10 protein-coding genes are annotated in these 17,296 nt (G+C 69.8%); 9 read left to right on the plus strand and 1 reads right to left on the minus strand.

Going from position 1 to position 17,296, the window contains the following annotated elements; genetic code table 11:
* Positions 1–79: 79 nt before the first annotated feature.
* A complete protein-coding gene (locus TX83_RS10330; protein ID WP_064747860.1) occupies positions 80–1,093 on the minus strand; it encodes a LacI family DNA-binding transcriptional regulator in 1,014 nt (337 codons plus the stop codon).
* 338 nt (positions 1,094–1,431) lie between these two features.
* On the opposite strand from TX83_RS10330, the gene smc reads away from it, so the two are divergent.
* From smc to TX83_RS10375, 9 genes are all read left to right on the plus strand, one after another.
* Positions 1,432–4,935 carry a chromosome segregation protein SMC gene (smc, locus tag TX83_RS10335; protein WP_064747861.1) on the plus strand — a complete coding sequence of 1,168 codons (3,504 nt, stop codon included), beginning with the start codon at positions 1,432–1,434 and terminating at the stop codon, positions 4,933–4,935.
* A 167-nt stretch (positions 4,936–5,102) separates the two neighbouring features.
* On the plus strand, positions 5,103–5,855 hold the full coding sequence (zipA, locus tag TX83_RS10340) for a cell division protein ZipA (RefSeq protein WP_064747862.1): 753 nt from the start codon (positions 5,103–5,105) through the stop codon (positions 5,853–5,855).
* A 458-nt stretch (positions 5,856–6,313) separates the two neighbouring features.
* Entirely contained in the window at positions 6,314–8,839 is a 2,526-nt protein-coding gene (gene ligA / locus TX83_RS10345; protein ID WP_064747863.1) for an NAD-dependent DNA ligase LigA, read from the plus strand.
* Positions 8,836–9,825 carry an EF-P lysine aminoacylase EpmA gene (epmA, locus tag TX83_RS10350; protein ID WP_064747864.1) on the plus strand — a complete coding sequence of 330 codons (990 nt, stop codon included), beginning with the start codon at positions 8,836–8,838 and terminating at the stop codon, positions 9,823–9,825. The genes ligA and epmA overlap by 4 nt, the downstream gene beginning before the upstream one ends.
* Before the next feature lie 114 nt (positions 9,826–9,939).
* On the plus strand, positions 9,940–10,695 hold the full coding sequence (locus tag TX83_RS10355) for a DUF3011 domain-containing protein (RefSeq protein WP_079248160.1): 756 nt from the start codon (positions 9,940–9,942) through the stop codon (positions 10,693–10,695).
* A 203-nt stretch (positions 10,696–10,898) separates the two neighbouring features.
* A complete protein-coding gene (locus tag TX83_RS10360; RefSeq protein WP_064747866.1) occupies positions 10,899–11,666 on the plus strand; it encodes a DUF3011 domain-containing protein in 768 nt (255 codons plus the stop codon).
* A 183-nt stretch (positions 11,667–11,849) separates the two neighbouring features.
* Positions 11,850–12,905, plus strand: coding sequence for an S-methyl-5-thioribose-1-phosphate isomerase (mtnA, locus tag TX83_RS10365; RefSeq protein ID WP_064747867.1), 1,056 nt, complete (start codon positions 11,850–11,852; stop codon positions 12,903–12,905).
* 771 nt (positions 12,906–13,676) lie between these two features.
* Complete coding sequence (gene gyrA, locus TX83_RS10370; protein ID WP_064747868.1) at positions 13,677–16,373, plus strand: DNA gyrase subunit A; 2,697 nt, start codon at positions 13,677–13,679, stop codon at positions 16,371–16,373.
* 303 nt (positions 16,374–16,676) lie between these two features.
* The gene (locus TX83_RS10375; RefSeq protein WP_064747869.1) at positions 16,677–17,285 is read left to right on the plus strand and encodes a YceI family protein; all 609 of its coding nucleotides are present in this window, start codon (positions 16,677–16,679) and stop codon (positions 17,283–17,285) included.
* Positions 17,286–17,296 lie beyond the last annotated feature (11 nt).

Consider the following 17,296-nt stretch of genomic DNA (forward strand, 5'->3'; position numbering starts at 1 on the left):
CGCTGCGCACGTCCTGCGCGATGCGTCACGATGTGCGCGCACCGCGACAGCGCTCGGCGGCATCGCGGATACGACGGAGTCAGGTGACCCGCGCGACCAGATGGGTCGGCAGGATTTCCGATTGCGCCGGGCGGCCTTCGATCAGGGCCAGGATCTTGCGCGCCAGCAACACGCCGGCGTCGACGAAGTTCTGATGGATCGAGGTCAGCGGCGGCAGGTAGGTCGCGCCCAGGGGGGTGTCGTCGTAACCGATCACCGACACGTCCTCGGGCACGCGTCGGCCGCGTTCGATCAAGGCCCGGATCGCGCCGATCGCGAGCAGATCGCTGGCGGCGAACAGCGCGTCGAACTGCGGGTGCTGGTCGAGCAGGGCATGCACGGCCTGAGCGCCGGCGCTGACGGTGAAATGGCCCACCACCGGGGTCAGCGGTTCGATGCCGTGTCCGGCCAGGGTCGAGCGGAAGCCGTCCAGGCGCTCGGCGAACTCGCCGTGGGCGCTGTCGCCGAGGAATACCGGCCGGCGTCGGCCCAGGGCCAGGAAGCGTTCGGCGGCGAGTTTGCCGCCGCGCTGGTTGTCGCTGCCGACCACGATCTGCGATTCGTGCCGGCTGACCGCGCCCCATACCACCATCGGCCGACCCCAGCGCCGCACTTCGTGCATCGCATCCTCGTGCGCGCCCTGGCCGAGCAGGATCACCCCGTCGGCGGCCTGCACGCTGGGCAGGGAACCGCCCTGCAGCGAGGTCAGCAGCACGCTGTAGCCGGCCGAGGTCAGTTCCTGGCTGATGCCGCCGAGCAAATCCAGCGGGTAGGAGCCGGACATCTGCCGTTCGACGGTCGGTTTCATTTCCACCACCACCGCCACGGTCATGCTGCGGCGCAGGCGCAGGTTGCGCGCGCTGATGTTGAACTGATAGCCCTGTTGTTCGGCCAGTTCCTTGATCCGGGCGCGGGTCTCCGGGTTGACCAGCGGACTGTCGCGCAGGGCGCGCGACACCGTGATCGCCGAAACCCCGGCCAGCTCGGCCAGGTCGGCCATGGTCAGGGGGGCGCCGGTTTTGCGGGGCGGCTGGGAGGCGCGCGGTCGGCTCATGCGGGGCGGCGGGCTCGGTTCGGTAGAAGTGGGGGCGGCTCGGGCGGAGCACGCTTGACTGTTTATCACGCCCGGCGGCCGGTCTTGCCAACCGCGGTCGCCGCCGACCCGATTGGGCAAGGCCGGGCCTTGGCCGGCCGCGGCGGCGCCGCCGGCACGGCGATCGGCGGCGGACCGCGCTGCGCCGTTGTCGACGGCGGGCTCGGCCGGGGTTCGCTATACTCGCGAAGAAGCGCGGTCGCCACCGTGTGCGGCCCAGTGGATTCAATCACTTGGCTTAGCTATCTAACCTAATTTCACGGCTGCGCCCCCGGGCGCGCCAGAGGCCACACCGCCGCATGCGTCTCTCCACGATCAAGCTGTCCGGTTTCAAGTCCTTCGTCGATCCGACCACGCTGCACCTGCCCACCAACATGACCGGCGTGGTCGGTCCGAACGGGTGCGGCAAGTCGAACATCATCGACGCGGTGCGCTGGGTGATGGGCGAAAGCTCGGCCAGCCGCCTGCGCGGCGACTCGCTGACCGACGTGATCTTCGCCGGTTCCTCGGCGCGCAAGCCGGTGTCGCAGGCGATGGTCGAGCTGATCTTCGACAACTCCGACCACACCATCACCGGCGAATACGCCGCGTTCAACGAGATCTCGGTCAAGCGCACGGTCAGCCGCGACGGCAGCAACCAGTACTACCTCAACGGCGCCAAATGCCGGCGTCGCGATATCACCGACCTGTTCCTCGGCACCGGCCTGGGCCCGCGCAGCTACTCGATCATCGAGCAGGGCATGATCAGCCAGGTCATCGAGGCCAAGCCGGAAGAGTTGCGCGTGTACCTGGAGGAGGCCGCCGGCATCTCCAAGTACAAGGAGCGCCGCCGCGAGACCGAAACCCGCATCCGCCACACCCGCGAAAACCTCGACCGCCTCAACGACCTGCGCGAAGAGGTCGGCAAGCAGCTCGAACACCTGCGCCGTCAGGCGCGCCAGGCCGAGCAGTACCAGGCGATCCAGGCCGAGCGCAAGATCAAGGACGTGGAGTGGAAGGCGCTGGAATACCGCGCCCTGGACCAGAAGCTGCAGGCCCAGCGGGAGAAGCTGTCGCAGCAGGAAACCCGGCTGCAGCAGCTGATCGCCGAGCAGCGCGAGGCCGAGCGCGAGCTGGAGACCGGCCGGGTCCGGCGCGAAGAGGCCGCCGAGGCCTTGAACAAGGCCCAGGCCGCCAGCTACGAGGTCGGCGGCGCGCTGGCCCGGATCGAACAGCAGATCCAGCATCAGCGCGAACTCTCCAGCCGCCTGCACAAGGCGCGCGACGAGGCGATGGCGCAATTGGCCGAGATCGGCGAGCACATCGGCAACGACCAGGCCCGCCTGGACGTGCTGCTGGCCGCGGTCGCCGACGCCGAACCGCGCATCGAGGCGCTGCGCGAGGACGACGAGGCGCGCCAGGAGGCCCTGCGCGACGCCGAGGCCCGGCTCAACGACTGGCAGCAGCGCTGGGACGCGCACAGCCGGGAACAATCCGAATCCGCGCGCGCGGCCGACGTCGAGCGCACCCGCATCGAAGGCCTGGACCGGCAGATCCTCGACGCCGACCGCCGGCGCGAATCGCTGACCGCCGAGCGCACCGGCCTGGACGTCAACGCCCTGGCCGACGCGTTCGAACAATTGCAGAGCCAGCACGAACTGCAGAAAGAATCGCTGGACAGCCTCAGCGAGGAACTGGAAACGCGCAAGAGCGCGGTGGCCGATCTGCAGGAACAGCAGCGGGCGACCCAGAACCAGCTCGCCGAGGTACGCAAGCAGGCGCAGACCTCGCGCGGCCGCCTGTCCTCGCTGGAGACCTTGCAGCACGCGGCATTGGGCCAGGAGCAGGGCGCGGCCCTGGCCTGGCTGAAGGCGCGCGGGCTGGATTCGGCGCAGCGCGTCGGCGAGACCCTGAGCGTCGAGGCGGGCTGGGAAAACGCGGTCGAAAGCGCGCTCGGCCAGCTCATCGAAGGCGTGCTGGTCGAAGCCCCGGAAACCCTGGTCGACGCGATCGGCGAACTCGGCGAAGGCCGCCTGACCCTGGTCTCGCCCGAGCGCGACGACGCGACGTATGCGCCGACTTCGCTGGCGGCCAAGGTGCAGGGCCCGGCCGCGATCCGCCGCCTGCTGTCGCGCCTGCACGGCGCCGACGACCTGGCCGCGGCGCGCGCGCTGCAGGCCACGCTCGGCGCCGAAGAAACCGTCATCACCCGCAACGGCGAGCGCCTCGGCGCCGGCTGGGTGCGGGTGCTGCGCTCCGGTGCGGCCAAGCAGGGCGCGCTGTTGCGCGAGCGCGAGATCCAGACCCTGCGGGTCGAGATCGAGACCCTGCAGGAGCGCGAACGCGAACTGGAACAAAACCAGATCCAGCTGCGCGACCGTTCGCTGGCCGCCGAGCAGCATCGCGAAGACGCCCAGCGCAGCCTGTACATGGCCCATCGCGGGGTGTCCGAACTGGCCGGCCAGTTGCAGAGCCACCAGGGCCGGCTGGACTCGGCGCGCACCCGGATCGAAAAGATCGACGCCGACCTGGAGCAGTTGCTGATCGCGCTGGACGCCGCGCGCGAGCAGTCGCGCGAGGCGCGGCTGCGCCAGGAGACCGCGGTCGAGCGCATGGGCGAGCTGGAGGACGCGCGCCTGCGCTTGGAGTCGGAGCGCCGCAGCCTGACCGATGCCCGCGAGGCCGCGCGCAACGCCGCGCGCGAGTCGCGCGACGCGGCGCACGCGCTGATGCTCAGCCTGGAGACCCAGCGCGCGCAGATCGCCGGCCTCAGCCAGACCCTGGAGCGCATGGGCGGCCAGCGCGGCCAGCTCGATTCGCGCCTGAGCGAACTGTCCGCCCAGCTCGACGACGGCGACCAGCCGGTGGTCGCGCTGGAGGAACAGCGCCAGGTCGCGCTGGAGCAGCGGGTGATCGCCGAGCAGGACCTGACCGCCGCGCGCACCGCGCTGGACGGCATCGACAACGACCTGCGCAAGTTCGAGCAGACCCGCCAGCAGCGCGACGAACAGGCGCTGCAGCAGCGCGAAGCGATCGGCCAGCGCCGGCTGGAACAGCAGGCCCTGGTCCTCAAGGCCGAGACCCTGACCACGGCGATCGCCGAGGCCGGCGCGGTGCTGGAGGACGTGGTCAACGGTCTGGACGAAAACGCCGACGCGTCGACTTGGGAGCGCACGGTCGCCGAATTGGACAACAAGCTGCGCCGGCTGGAACCGGTCAACCTGGCGGCGATCGCCGAGCATGCCGAGGCGGCGCAGCGCAAGGAGTATCTGGATGCCCAGCACGGCGACCTGACCACCGCGCTGGACACCCTGGAAGAAGCGATCCGCAAGATCGACCGCGAGACCCGCGGCCGCTTCAAGGACACCTTCGATCGGGTCAATTCGGGCGTGCAGGAACTGTATCCGCGCCTGTTCGGCGGCGGCCACGCCTATCTGGAACTGACCGGCGAAGACCTGCTCGACACCGGCGTGTCGATCATGGCGCGGCCGCCGGGCAAGCGCGTGTCCAACATCTCGCTGCTGTCCGGCGGCGAGAAGGCGATGACCGCCGTGGCGCTGGTGTTCGCGATCTTCCGCTTGAACCCGGCGCCGTTCTGTCTGCTCGACGAAGTCGACGCGCCGCTCGACGAAGCCAACGTCGGTCGCCTGGCGACGATGGTCAACGAGATGAGCGAACAGGTACAGTTCCTGTTCGTCACCCACAACAAGGCGACGATGGAAGTGGCCAGCCAGTTGTCCGGCGTCACCATGCGCGAGCCCGGCGTGAGCCGCCTGGTCTCGGTCGACCTGGCCGAAGCGGCGCGCCTGGCGGGCGCGGCCTGAGGCCGGCGGGCGTTGCGCGGCAGCGCCCGGATGGACCGTCCATCGTTCGATCCCTCACCGTTCAAACCGAATCGACGCAGTCGCAGCGGAACCCCGGTCCAGCGCGGCGCCGCCCAGGCGCCCGGCCCGAGCCCCGCTAACGACGCCAGCAGCACAAGGAGCCTCCGATGTCCGACCTGACCCTGATGCGCATCGGCATCTTCATCGCCGGCCTGATCCTGATCGGCGCGATCCTGTTCTTCGGCCGCCCGCGCAAGCCGGGGCAGGGCAAGCGCATCGCCCGCGAAGACGAAGCGCGCGCGGGCAAGGCCCCGCGCCAGGAGCCGACCCTGGGCGAGCAGCTCGAAAACGAACTCGGCCAGAACGCCGGCGTGGCCGGCGAGGCCACCACCCAGGCCGAGCTGGAACTGTTCGACCGCACCCTGGAAGGCGGCGCCAACAGCGAGCTCGGCCGCCGGGTCAGCGACGAGTTCGACAAGATCGTCACCCTGTACCTGGCCGCGCGCGCCGGGCAGAAGCTGCACGGCCCCGACATCGTGGTCGCGGCGGAAAAGGCCGGCCTCGTCTACGGCCACATGGGCGTCTACCACCGCCTGGTCGAAGGCCATCCCGAGCGCGGTCCGGTGTTCAGCGTCGCCAACATCATGAAGCCGGGCAGCTTCGACATGTCGGCGATCCAATCGCTGGAAACCCCGGCGATCGCCTTCTTCCTGACCCTGCCGGCGCCGGTGCCGGCGCTGGACGCATGGGAGACCATGTTGCCGACCGCGCAGCGCATGGCCGAACTGCTCGACGGCGTGGTCCTGGACGAACAGCGCAACGCCCTGGGCCGCCAGCGCATCGCCCACCTGCGCGACGAGCTGCGCGCCTACGACCGCCAACGCGAAGCCCCGCCGCTGAGCAAGCCGACCCGCTGGTAAGCGCCGCATCGCACGAGCGGCCCATCCCCTTGGTAGGAGCGGCTTTGTAGGAGCGGCTTTGTAGGAGCGGCGTAAGCCGCGACCGCCGACGCGACGCCCGCCAGCGCCACGCCCAAGCCCGGACCTCCGGGCTTCTGCATTTCCGGCGTCCGGCGTCGTTTCCCTGCACGGCAAGGGGCGTTCGTCGCCTCGTGGCCTTGCCCGGCATCGCACCGCTGCGACTGTCGCGGCCCGCGTCGCCCTTGCAAGCGCCGCGCGGCGGTCTCGTCAATGCCCGGCCGTTCGCTCGCAGCGCCGGCCGCCGAAGCCGATGCCGCGCTCTTCCCAACCGGGCAAGGAGCTCCAGCCCGTTCCCGGGTCCGGTCGCGCGCTCCGCGACGCCCGCCATCCACAATTGCGCGTTTCCCGTTCAAAATGCCCTCCGCCCCGCCGCACACGCCGTGCCAGGACGCCGACCCGTGACCACGAAGAACTCCGCGGACTCCGCCGCGCAACGCGTCGCCGCGCTGCGCGCCCAGCTCGAAGACGCCAACTACCGCTACTACGTCCTCGACGACCCGACCCTGGCCGACGCCGACTACGACCGTCTGCTGCGCGAGCTGGAGGCGCTGGAGGCCGCGCATCCCGAGCTGGCCTCGGCCGACTCGCCGACCCAGCGCGTCGGCAGCACGCCCGCGGGCCACTTCGAGGAGGTCCGTCACGCGGTGCCGATGCTGTCGCTGGGCAACGCCTTCAGCGACGAGGAAGTGGCCGACTTCGTGCGCAAGATCGTCGAACGCCTGGACGTCGAGGCGCCGTCGTTCTCGGTCGAGCCCAAGCTCGACGGCCTGGCGATCAGCCTGCGCTACGAGGACGGCCACTTCGTCCAGGGCGCGACGCGCGGCGACGGCGCCACCGGCGAAGACGTCACCGCCAACCTGCGCACGGTCAAGGCGATTCCGATGCGGCTGCGCGGCGAAGGCTGGCCGCCGGTGCTGGAGGTGCGCGGCGAGGTCTACATGCCGCTGGCCGCGTTCAAGGCCTACAACGAAAAAGCGCTGCGCGACGGCGGCAAGGTGTTGGCCAACCCGCGCAACGGCGCCGCCGGTTCGCTGCGCCAGCTCGATCCGCGCATCACCGCGCAGCGGCCGCTGGCGTTCTACGCCTATGCCGTCGGCGTGGTCGAGGGCTACGAACTGCCGCCGACCCATTCGGCGACGTTGCAGCAGCTGCGCGAATGGGGCTTCCCGGTCAGCGCCGAGAGCGGCGTGGTCGCCGGCACCGAAGGCCTGCTCGGCTATTACCGGCGGATGGGCGCCAGGCGCGACTCGCTGCCGTTCGACATCGACGGCGTGGTCTACAAGCTCGACGACTACGCCGGCCAGCGCGAGATGGGGTTCGTCTCGCGCGCGCCGCGCTGGGCCATCGCGCACAAGTTCCCGGCCCAGGAACAGTCGACGGTACTGGAAGGCATCGACATCCAGATCGGCCGCACCGGCGCGGCGACCCCGGTCGCGCGGCTGCAACCGGTGCAGGTCGCCGGCGTGGTGGTGACCAACGCCACCCTGCACAACGCCGACCAGATCGCCCGCCTCGACGTGCGCATCGGCGACACGGTGATCGTGCGCCGCGCCGGCGACGTGATTCCGGAAATCGTCCGGGTGGTGCCCGAGTGCCGCAACCCGCACGCGCCGGAATGGCGCATGCCGCAGGTCTGTCCGGTGTGCGGTTCGGAGATCGTGCGCGAAGAGGGCGAAGCGGTGTGGCGCTGCTCGGGCGAGCTGACCTGCGCCGCGCAGCGCAAGGAGGCGATCCGCCATTTCGCCTCGCGCCGGGCGATGGACATCGAAGGCTTGGGCGAACGGTTTATCGACCTATTCGTCGAAACCGAGGTCGTGAAATCTCCGGCCGATATCTATGCGCTTACTCTGGACGACCTGATCCTGGTCAAGCTTGTGCTCGACGCCAGTCCTTCTACTGTCGAGATGTCGTTGCGCATGCACTTGTCGGCGAATCAGAACGAGGAGGCTGCAAAACTCTTCGAAGCTCCCTCGGCGTTTCGGCCCGAGGTGTTGGTCGATGCCGATAGTAACGACTGGCGTACGGATGGGCGTCAGTACGTCATTAGAATAGTGCGTGATCGTGCAGTTCGCTTCGAGTGGAATAGGAAGAAGATCGCGACCAAGTGGGCCGAAAACCTAGTCGAGGCCATCGACCACAGCCGCCGCACCACCCTGGAGCGGTTCCTGTTCGCGCTCGGCATCCAGCACGTGGGCGAGAGCACGGCCAAGGCGCTGGCGCTGTGGTTCGGCGATCTGGAACTGATCCGGCGCCTGCCGTGGCCGCTGTTCAAGCGCGTGCCGGACATCGGCGGCGAAGTCGCGCGTTCGCTGGGCCATTTCTTCGACCAGCCCGGCAACCAGCAAGTGATCGACGACCTGCTCGCGCGCAAGGTCGAGATCGGCGACGCCCACGCGCCCTCGCCGAAGCTGCGCGAAGGCCTCAACCTGGCGACGCTGCTGGTCGACATGGAGATCCCCAAGGTCACCAAAATCCGTGCCGACCAGCTCGCGACTGCGTTCGGCGATGCGCAGAAACTGCTGGATGCCCCGGAACACGCCTACATCACCGCCGGCCTGCCGGCCGACAGCGCGCAAGCGCTGGCCTCGTGGCTGAGCGTGGACGAGAACGCGCAGTTGCTGATCGGCGTCGGCGAGGCGCTGGCGCAGCTGGACGCGTTGACACCCGCCGCATCGACCGCCGCGGCCGGACCGCTGGACGGCCAGACCGCGGTGCTGACCGGCACCCTGTCCGCGCTGACCCGCGACGAGGCCAAGGCGCGCCTGGAGGCGCTCGGCGCCAAGGTCGCCGGCAGCGTATCCAAGAAGACCGCGTTCGTGGTCGCCGGCGAGGCCGCCGGTTCCAAGCTCGACAAGGCCCAGGAGCTGGGCGTCGAAGTCTGGGACGAAGCGCGCCTGCTGGCCTTCCTGGCCGAACACGAATGAGCGCGGCCGGCACGCCGTGGCGGCCGTCGGCTTCGTTCGAGGCCTTGCGCCTGCGCGCGCGGCTCAACGCCGCGGTGCGCGGTTTCTTCGCCGAACGCGGGGTGACCGAAGTCGAGACCCCGGTGATGTCGGTGGCCGGCAACACCGATCCCAACATCGCCTCGTTCTCGCTGCAGTTCAGCGGCCGCACCGATGGCGCGCCGCGCATCCGCTGGCTGCGCACTTCGCCGGAGTTTCCGCTCAAGCGGCTGCTCGCGGCCGGGTTCGGGGATTGCTACGAACTCGGGCGGGTGTTCCGCGACGGCGAGGCCGGCGGCCGGCACAACCCCGAATTCACCATGCTGGAGTGGTACCGGGTCGGCTGGGACCATCGCCGGCTGATCGGCGAAACCGCCGACCTGGTGCGCACCGCGCTGGCCCTGGTCGGTCGCGAAGCGCCCCTGGACACGATCCGCTACCGCGATCTGTACCGCGACCGGCTCGGGCTGGACCCGTTCGTCGCCGACGAAGGGCAACTGCGCGCCGCATTGGGCGAGGTGGTCATCGATCCGCAGGGGCTGACCCGCGACGACTGGCTCGACTTGCTGATGACCCACCGCCTGCAGCCGGGTTTCGCCGCCGACCGCATGCTCGCCGTATGCGACTACCCGGCTTCGCAATGTGCCTTGGCGCGGCTGCGCGACGACGGCGACGGCCATCCGGTCGCCGAGCGTTTCGAGCTTTACCTGGGGCCGCTGGAAGTCGCCAACGGCTACCACGAGCTGGCCGACGCGGCCGAGCAGGGCGCCCGTTTCGATCGCGACCGCGCCCTGCGCGGCGAGCGCGGCGAGTCGGCGCCGCCGCGCGATCAGGCCTTGCTCGACGCGCTGGCGGCGGGGTTTCCGGATTGCGCCGGGGTCGCGCTCGGCGTCGACCGGCTGCTGATGGCGATGCTCGGCACCGGCCGCATCGCCGATGCGCTGGCGTTCGACTTCACGCGTGCTTGATGGCGATGAACCCCCCTGAACCGTGCAGCTTCACGTTGCGGGCCGACGCCGCGTTTTGATTGCAAGTTAATGCGACGCGGTTAGAGTGATCGCATTGGGTCTGGGGGGCCATGCATGCGTAGTTTGACAGCCGCGATCCACCTGCTGGCGTTCGCGGGCGTGGCCTGCGCGGTCGGCGTGGCGCGTGCCGAACCGGTCGGAGAGCGCCTGTACGGCGGGCGCCTGTTGCGCTGCGCCTCCAGCGGCGAGGAAGTGGTGCGTTGCCCGGCCGATACCCGCGAAGGCGTGCGGCTGATCCGCCGCACGTCCGGCAAACCCTGCGTCGAAGGCACCAGTTGGGGCGCCGATCGCGGTGGCGTCTGGGTGACCCAGGGCTGCGCGGCCGACTTCGTGCTGGGCAAGGGCGGCCGCGGCCGCGACAGCACCTCCGGCGCGCGGGTGATCAAGTGCGAATCGCGCGGCGGGCGCTGGAACCATTGTCCGGCGCGCATCGTCGACGGCGTCGCCCTGGCCCAGCAATTGTCCAAGCAGCCTTGCCTGCGCAACCAGACCTGGGGCGCGGACGAGCAGGGCATCTGGGTTGCCGGCGGCTGCCGCGCCGAGTTCCGCCTGATCGGCGGCGAAGCGGCGGCGGTTGCGGTACCCGCAGCGCCGGAGCCGCCGCGCAAAGCCTTGCTGCGCTGCGAATCGCAGGACCGCCGCGCACGCCGCTGCGAGGGCGATACCGGCCTCGGCGTGCGCTTGGTCAAGCAGCTGTCCAATTCGGAATGCATCGAGGGCCGCAGCTGGGGCTACGACGCCCACGGGGTCTGGGTCGAGGACGGCTGCCGCGCCGAGTTCGAGCTGGACTACCGCCGCGGCGGCGGCTGAGCGATAGCCGCGCCGGTACTGTGGTCCGGCCTCCGGCTCTGCGACCGACGGCGCATGGCGCAGTGCGCCATTGGCGGCACACTAGGCGCTGAGTGAACGGGGCCGCAACGCGCCGACTTCGCGCATCGCCGGTCCCCCAAATCTTGAGCTGACGTTAAGCGGGTTCAGCTAGAGTCCTCGGCACATTGACAAGGAGCACGCACATGTCCGCACGCATCGTTTCCGGATTCGGTCTGTTGATCGGCCTCGGCTTGGCCGCCGGCGTGGCCCAGGCCGCGCCGCAGTACGACGACTACTACGGCAATGACGGCACTTTCCGCTGCGAATCCGACGGCAACCGGCAGCAGCGCTGCGACGCCGACACGCGCGGCGGGGTGCAGCTGGTACGCCAGCTGTCCAAGTCGTCCTGCATCCAGGGCCGCACCTGGGGCTACGACCGCTACGGCGTGTGGGTGACCGACGGTTGCCGCGCCGAATTCGCTTCCGGTCGCGGCGGCGGCTGGAACGGCGGTGGCGGCGGCTGGGGCGGTGGCGGTGGCGGCGACGTCGTGCGCTGCGAATCCGACAGCGGCCGTACCCGCAGCTGCAGCATCTCCGGCAACCGCGCGCGCCTGCAGCGCCAGTTGTCGAATTCGCCGTGCATCGAGGGCCAGACCTGGGGCTCGCGCCCGGGCCAGGTCTGGGTCAGCGGCGGTTGCCGCGGCGAATTCGTCGCCGGCCGCGGCGGCGGCTGGAACGGCGGTGGCGGCGGTTGGGGCGGCGGCGGCGGCGGTTGGGGCGGCGGCGGTCAGGAGATCAGCTGCGAGTCGAACAACAACCGCCAGAACCGCTGCAACATGACCGTGCGCCGCGATGTGCGCCTGCTGCGCCAGAACTCGGGTTCGCCGTGCGTGGAAGGCCAGACCTGGGGCTGGGACCGCAACGGCGTGTGGGTCTCCAACGGTTGCCGCGGCCGCTTCATGGTCAACTGATCGGGCCCGACCGATTAGGCCCAACCGATCGGGCCTGACACGAGCGACCCGCGACGCCTCCGCTGCCGCGCAGCGGAGGCGTCGCCGTTTCCGGCGGCCGCGTTCTCCTGTCTCCCGCCAGCCTGTGCGCCCTCACGGCCTGCACGCTCATGGCCGGCGACACGCATCCGCTAAACTATCCCCATGAACGACGCCATCGACTTCGACCGCTACGACCGCATCCGCCCGATCCGCTGGACCGGCGACGCCCTGGAACTGCTCGATCAGCGCAAGCTGCCGTTCGCCGTCGAGTACGTGCGCTGCGAGGACAGCGATGCGGTCGCCGCCGCGATCCACGCCCTGACCGTGCGCGGCGCGCCGGCGATCGGCATCGCCGCGGCCTGGGGCACGGTGCTGGCGGCGCGGTCGGTCGAGGCGTCCGACGGCGCCGCGGCGCTGGCGCAGATCGAGCCGGCGATGCAGCGGCTCAATGCCGCCCGCCCGACCGCGGTCAACCTGGCCTGGGCGCTGGCGCGCATGCGCCGGGTGCTGGCGCCGGCCGGCGCCGATTGGCGCGAGGTGTTGAGCCGCGAAGCCCAGGCCATCGCCGACGAAGACCTGGCCGCGAACCGGCGCATGGGGGCGCTCGGCGCGGCGCTGATCGCGCCCGGCAGCGGCGTGCTGACCCATTGCAACACCGGCTCGCTGGCCACCGCCGGCTTCGGCACCGCGCTCGGCGTGATCCGCGCCGGCGTCGCCCAGGGCCGCATCCAACAGGTGTTCGCCGGCGAGACCCGGCCCTGGCTGCAGGGCGCGCGGTTGACCGTGTGGGAGCTGGAACAGGACGGCATCGCCCCGACCCTGATCGCCGACGCCGCCGCTTCGCACCTGATGAAGAGCGGCAAGGTGGGCTGGGTGATCGTCGGCGCCGACCGCATCTGCGCCAACGGCGACACCGCCAACAAGATCGGCACCTACCAGCTGGCGATCGCCGCCCGCCACCACGGGGTCAAGTTCATGGTCGCCGCGCCCTCGTCAACGGTGGACATGGCCACCGCCAGCGGCGATGCGATCGAGATCGAAGAGCGCGATCCGGGCGAGCTGTTCGCGGTCGGCGGCCAGCGCACCGCGGCCGAGCGCATCGGGGCCTGGAACCCGGTATTCGACGTCACCCCGCACGAGCTGATCGACGCCATCGTCACCGAGCGCGGCGTGATCGAACGCCCGGATGCGGCGGCGATGAAAGCGGCGTTCGGCTGAGCCCGTGCGGCTGTCGGGACCGCCTGTGGGCTGGTCGGGCCCGCAGGCGCGCGGCCGCCGGTTTCGAATTCGCGCCTGGATATCGCCCTGACATCCCGCCTTCGCGGGGCGGACGGCCGATCGGGAATGCCGCGAACTTCCAGGCCGTCATGCCCGCGCACGCGGCGCTATCTCCCGGCCCGTCCTCCTGGCGAAGGTGAGGGTGCGGCGGCTTCGAAATCCCGCCTCGATTAGCCCTGGATGCGCGGCTGCGCGGAAGTCGGACGCCGGGCCCGCATCCGCGGCCATGACAGCGTGGAGTTCGCTCGCGACTCTTGCGGCCGTCATCCCCGCAAGGGCGGGGCGGAGACGTCAGCGCCCTACGTCGGCAAAGCCCTGGATGGGTGTCCCGGTCGGCACGCGGAGATTTCGGGGGGGCGTGCTCCGGCATGCCTCCACGACGTTTCCGGCAGCCCTGGGGCGGCACCGCGCGTGCGGTTCGGCCCGGGCCGCATCGGCCCTCGCGGGCTCCCGCATGGGCCGCTTTTCGCCGCTTTCGCCGCGATGCTGCAACGCAGCTGAAAATAACGCTCAAGTGATTGTTTCTGCGTGGGAATCGCGGCCCTGTGCGAGCGCATTTCGTGCTATGATTTCCTGTCTCTTTGATGCCGCCCCGAGCGAGCTGCAGGACAGGCCCGCCGGGGTACTGTTTTCGGCTTCCAGCGCGGCGTTCCGACCGGAACGCCGAGGCCCGCGCGGGGCGGTCGAACCACCGCCCGCAACGGAACCCTGATGGCCGAACTCGCCAAGGAAATCATCCAGGTCAATCTCGAAGACGAGATGCGCCGCAGCTACCTCGATTACGCCATGAGCGTGATCGTGGGCCGCGCGCTCCCCGACGTGCGAGACGGCCTCAAGCCGGTGCATCGTCGCGTGCTGTACGCGATGAACGAACTCGGTACGCACGCCAACAAGCCGCACTTCAAGTCGGCGCGTATCGTCGGCGACGTGATCGGTAAGTACCACCCGCACGGCGACCAGTCGGTGTACGACACCCTGGTGCGCATGGCGCAGCCGTTCTCGCTGCGCTACCTGCTGGTCGATGGCCAAGGCAACTTCGGTTCGGTCGACGGCGACGACGCGGCGGCGATGCGTTACACCGAGGCGCGCATGACGCGCCTGACCCACGAGCTGCTGGCCGATATCGACAAGGAAACCGTCGATTTCCAGCCCAACTACGACGAAAAGGAACTCGAGCCCACGGTCCTGCCGACCCGGGTGCCGAACCTGCTGGTCAACGGCTCGGCCGGCATCGCGGTCGGCATGGCGACCAATATCCCGCCGCACAACCTGGTCGAGGTGGTCAACGCCACCATCGCCCTGATCGACGAGCCGGAGATCGACGTCGACGGCCTGATGGCGCACATCCCGGGGCCGGACTTCCCCACCGCCGGCATCATCAACGGCACCGCCGGGATCGTGGCGGCCTACCGCACCGGCCGCGGCCGCGTGCGCATGCGCGCCCGCGCCGAGATCGAGGTCAACCAGGACACCGGCCGCGAGGCGATCGTCGTCACCGAGATCCCCTACCAGGTCAACAAGGCCCGCCTGATCGAGAAGATCGCCGAGCTGGTCAAGGAGAAAAGGCTCGAAGGCATCAGCGAGCTGCGCGACGAGTCCGACAAGGACGGCATGCGCATCTTCATCGAGATCAAGCGCGGCGAGTCGGCCGAAGTGGTGCTCAACAACCTCTATCAGCAGACGCAGATGGAGTCGGTGTTCGGCATCAACATGGTCGCCCTGGTCGACGGCCGCCCGCAGCTGCTGACCCTGAAGCAGGTGCTGGAAGCCTTCGTCCGCCACCGCCGCGAGGTAGTGACCCGCCGCACCATCTTCGAACTGCGCAAGGCGCGCCAGCGCGCGCACATCTTGGAAGGCCTGACGGTCGCGCTCGCCAACATCGACGAGATGATCGAGCTGATCAAGACCTCGGCGAACCCGAACGAAGCGCGCGAGCGCATGCTGGCCAAGACCTGGGAACCGGGCCTGGTCGGCGCCTTGTTGGCCGCTGCCGGTTCGGAGGCCTCGCGTCCGGAAGACCTGCCGCCGGGCGTCGGTTTCGCCGACGGCCGCTACCAGCTCACCGAAGTCCAGGCCAACCAGATCCTGGAAATGCGCCTGCACCGCCTGACCGGCCTGGAGCAGGAAAAGCTGACCGAGGAATACCGCCAGCTGCTCGACGCGATCCGCGGCCTGATCGAGATCCTCGAGCACCCGGACGTGCTGCTCGACGTCATCCGCACCGAGCTGCGCAACCTCAAGGAAGAGTTCGGCGACGAGCGCCGCAGCGAGATCCGCGCCAGCGAGGAAGACCTCGACATCCTCGACCTGATCGCGCCGGAAGACGTGGTCGTGACCCTGTCCCACGCCGGCTACGCCAAGCGCCAGCCGGTCAGCGCCTATCGCGCGCAGAAGCGCGGCGGCAAGGGCCGCAACGCCGCCGCGACCAAGGACGAGGACTTCATCGACAAGCTGTGGCTGGTCAACACCCACGACACCCTGCTGACCTTCACCAGCACCGGCCGGGTGTTCTGGCTGCCGGTGCACCAGCTGCCGGAGGCCGGCCCGAACGCGCGCGGTCGCCCGATCATCAACTGGCTGGCGCTGGAGGCCGGCGAGCAGGTGCAGGCGGTGCTGCCGGTGCGCAGCTACGACGAAGACCATTTCGTGTTCTTCGCCACCCGCAACGGCCGGGTCAAGAAGACCCCGCTGACCGAGTTCGCGTTCAAGCTCGCGCGCGGCAAGATCGCGATCAACCTCGACGAGGGCGATGCCCTGGTCGACGTCGCCCTGACCGACGGCAACCGCGACGTGATGCTGTTCGCGTCCAACGGCCGCGCCTCGCGCTTCTCCGAATCGACCGTGCGGCCGATGGGCCGCACCGCCGGCGGCGTGCGCGGCATGCGCCTGCTCGCGGCCAGCGAGTCCGAGGCCGACGATGCGGTGGTGCCCGAGGGCGATGCCGACGCGGCCGACGTCCCGAACGACACCGGCACGGTGGTGGTGAGCCTGGTGGTGGTCGACGGCGACGGCGACATCCTGACCGCCAGCGAGCGCGGTTACGGCAAGCGCACGGCGATCGAGGAGTACCCGCGCAAGGGTCGCGGCACCCAGGGCGTGATCGCGTTGAAGACCACCGAGCGCAACGGCGCTCTGGTCGGTGCGATCCAGCTCAGCGATCACCACGAGGTGCTGATGATCTCCGACGGCGGCACCCTGGTGCGCACCCGCGCCGCCGAGATCTCGCAGGTCGGGCGCAACACCCAGGGCGTGACCCTGATGCGCTTGTCCGAAGGCGAGAGCCTGCAGACCATCGAACGCGTCGACGCCTCGCTGGACGAGAGCGAGGACGGCGGCGAGGGCGAAGCGGCGGTGGCGGTCGGCGAAGCCGCGCCCGACGCGGCGGGCTCGCCGGTGCCGGAGGCCTGATCGCCCGGTCGCCGGGCGCGATCGCGAAAAACGCCGCCTTCGGGCGGCGTTTTTCGTTGCGGGCCGGCTCTTGTAGGAGCGGCGCGAGCCGCGACCGTCGAAGCGGTTTACGTGAGCGTCGCTTGCGGAGGTCGTCCATACGGCGTCGATCATCTGCGCCGTCCTGGCTTCGGACGCCGCGCTTGCCTACATCGCTTCGGCGGTCGCGGCTCACGCCGCTCCTACAGTCGGGGGCTGCCCCGATTGCGGCGGCCGGCGGTGCGGTGCTAGCGTGCCCGCGACTTTCCGCCACGGAACTACTTCATGAACAAGCTCGCGCTTTGTCTCGTAACCCCGTTCGCGCTCGCCGCCGGCGCCGCCACCGCCGCGCCGACGACCTACGAGATCGACCCCAGCCACACCTATCCGAGCTTCGAAGCCGATCACATGGGCGTGTCGGTGTGGCGCGGCAAGTTCAACAAGTCCAAGGGCAGCGTGGTCCTGGACAAGCAGGCCGGTACCGGCACGGTCGAGATTGTGATCGATACCGCCAGCATCGATTTCGGCTTCGATGCCATGAACGAACATGCCAACAAGCCGGACTTGTTCGACACCGCCAAGTTTCCGACCGCGACCTACAAGGGCAAGCTGGCCGAGTTCCGCGACGGAGCACCGACCAGGGTGGTGGGCGAACTGACCCTGCTCGGCGTGACCAAGCCGCTGGAACTGAAGATCAACACGTTCAAGTGCATCCCGCACCCGATGTTCAAGCGCGAGCTGTGCGGCGCCGACGCCAGCGCGCAGTTCCAGCGCGACCAGTTCGGCATGGACGCGGGCAAGGACTACGGTTTCGACATGAGCGTGAATCTGCGCATTCAGGTCGAGGCGGTGGCCAAAGCCGACGCCAAGGCCGAGGTAAAGACCGGCGAATGAGCCGCGATCCG

The sequence above is a fragment of the Lysobacter antibioticus HS124 genome, from assembly GCF_000336385.2.
In the GTDB taxonomy this organism is placed as follows: Bacteria; Pseudomonadota; Gammaproteobacteria; order Xanthomonadales; family Xanthomonadaceae; genus Lysobacter; species Lysobacter firmicutimachus.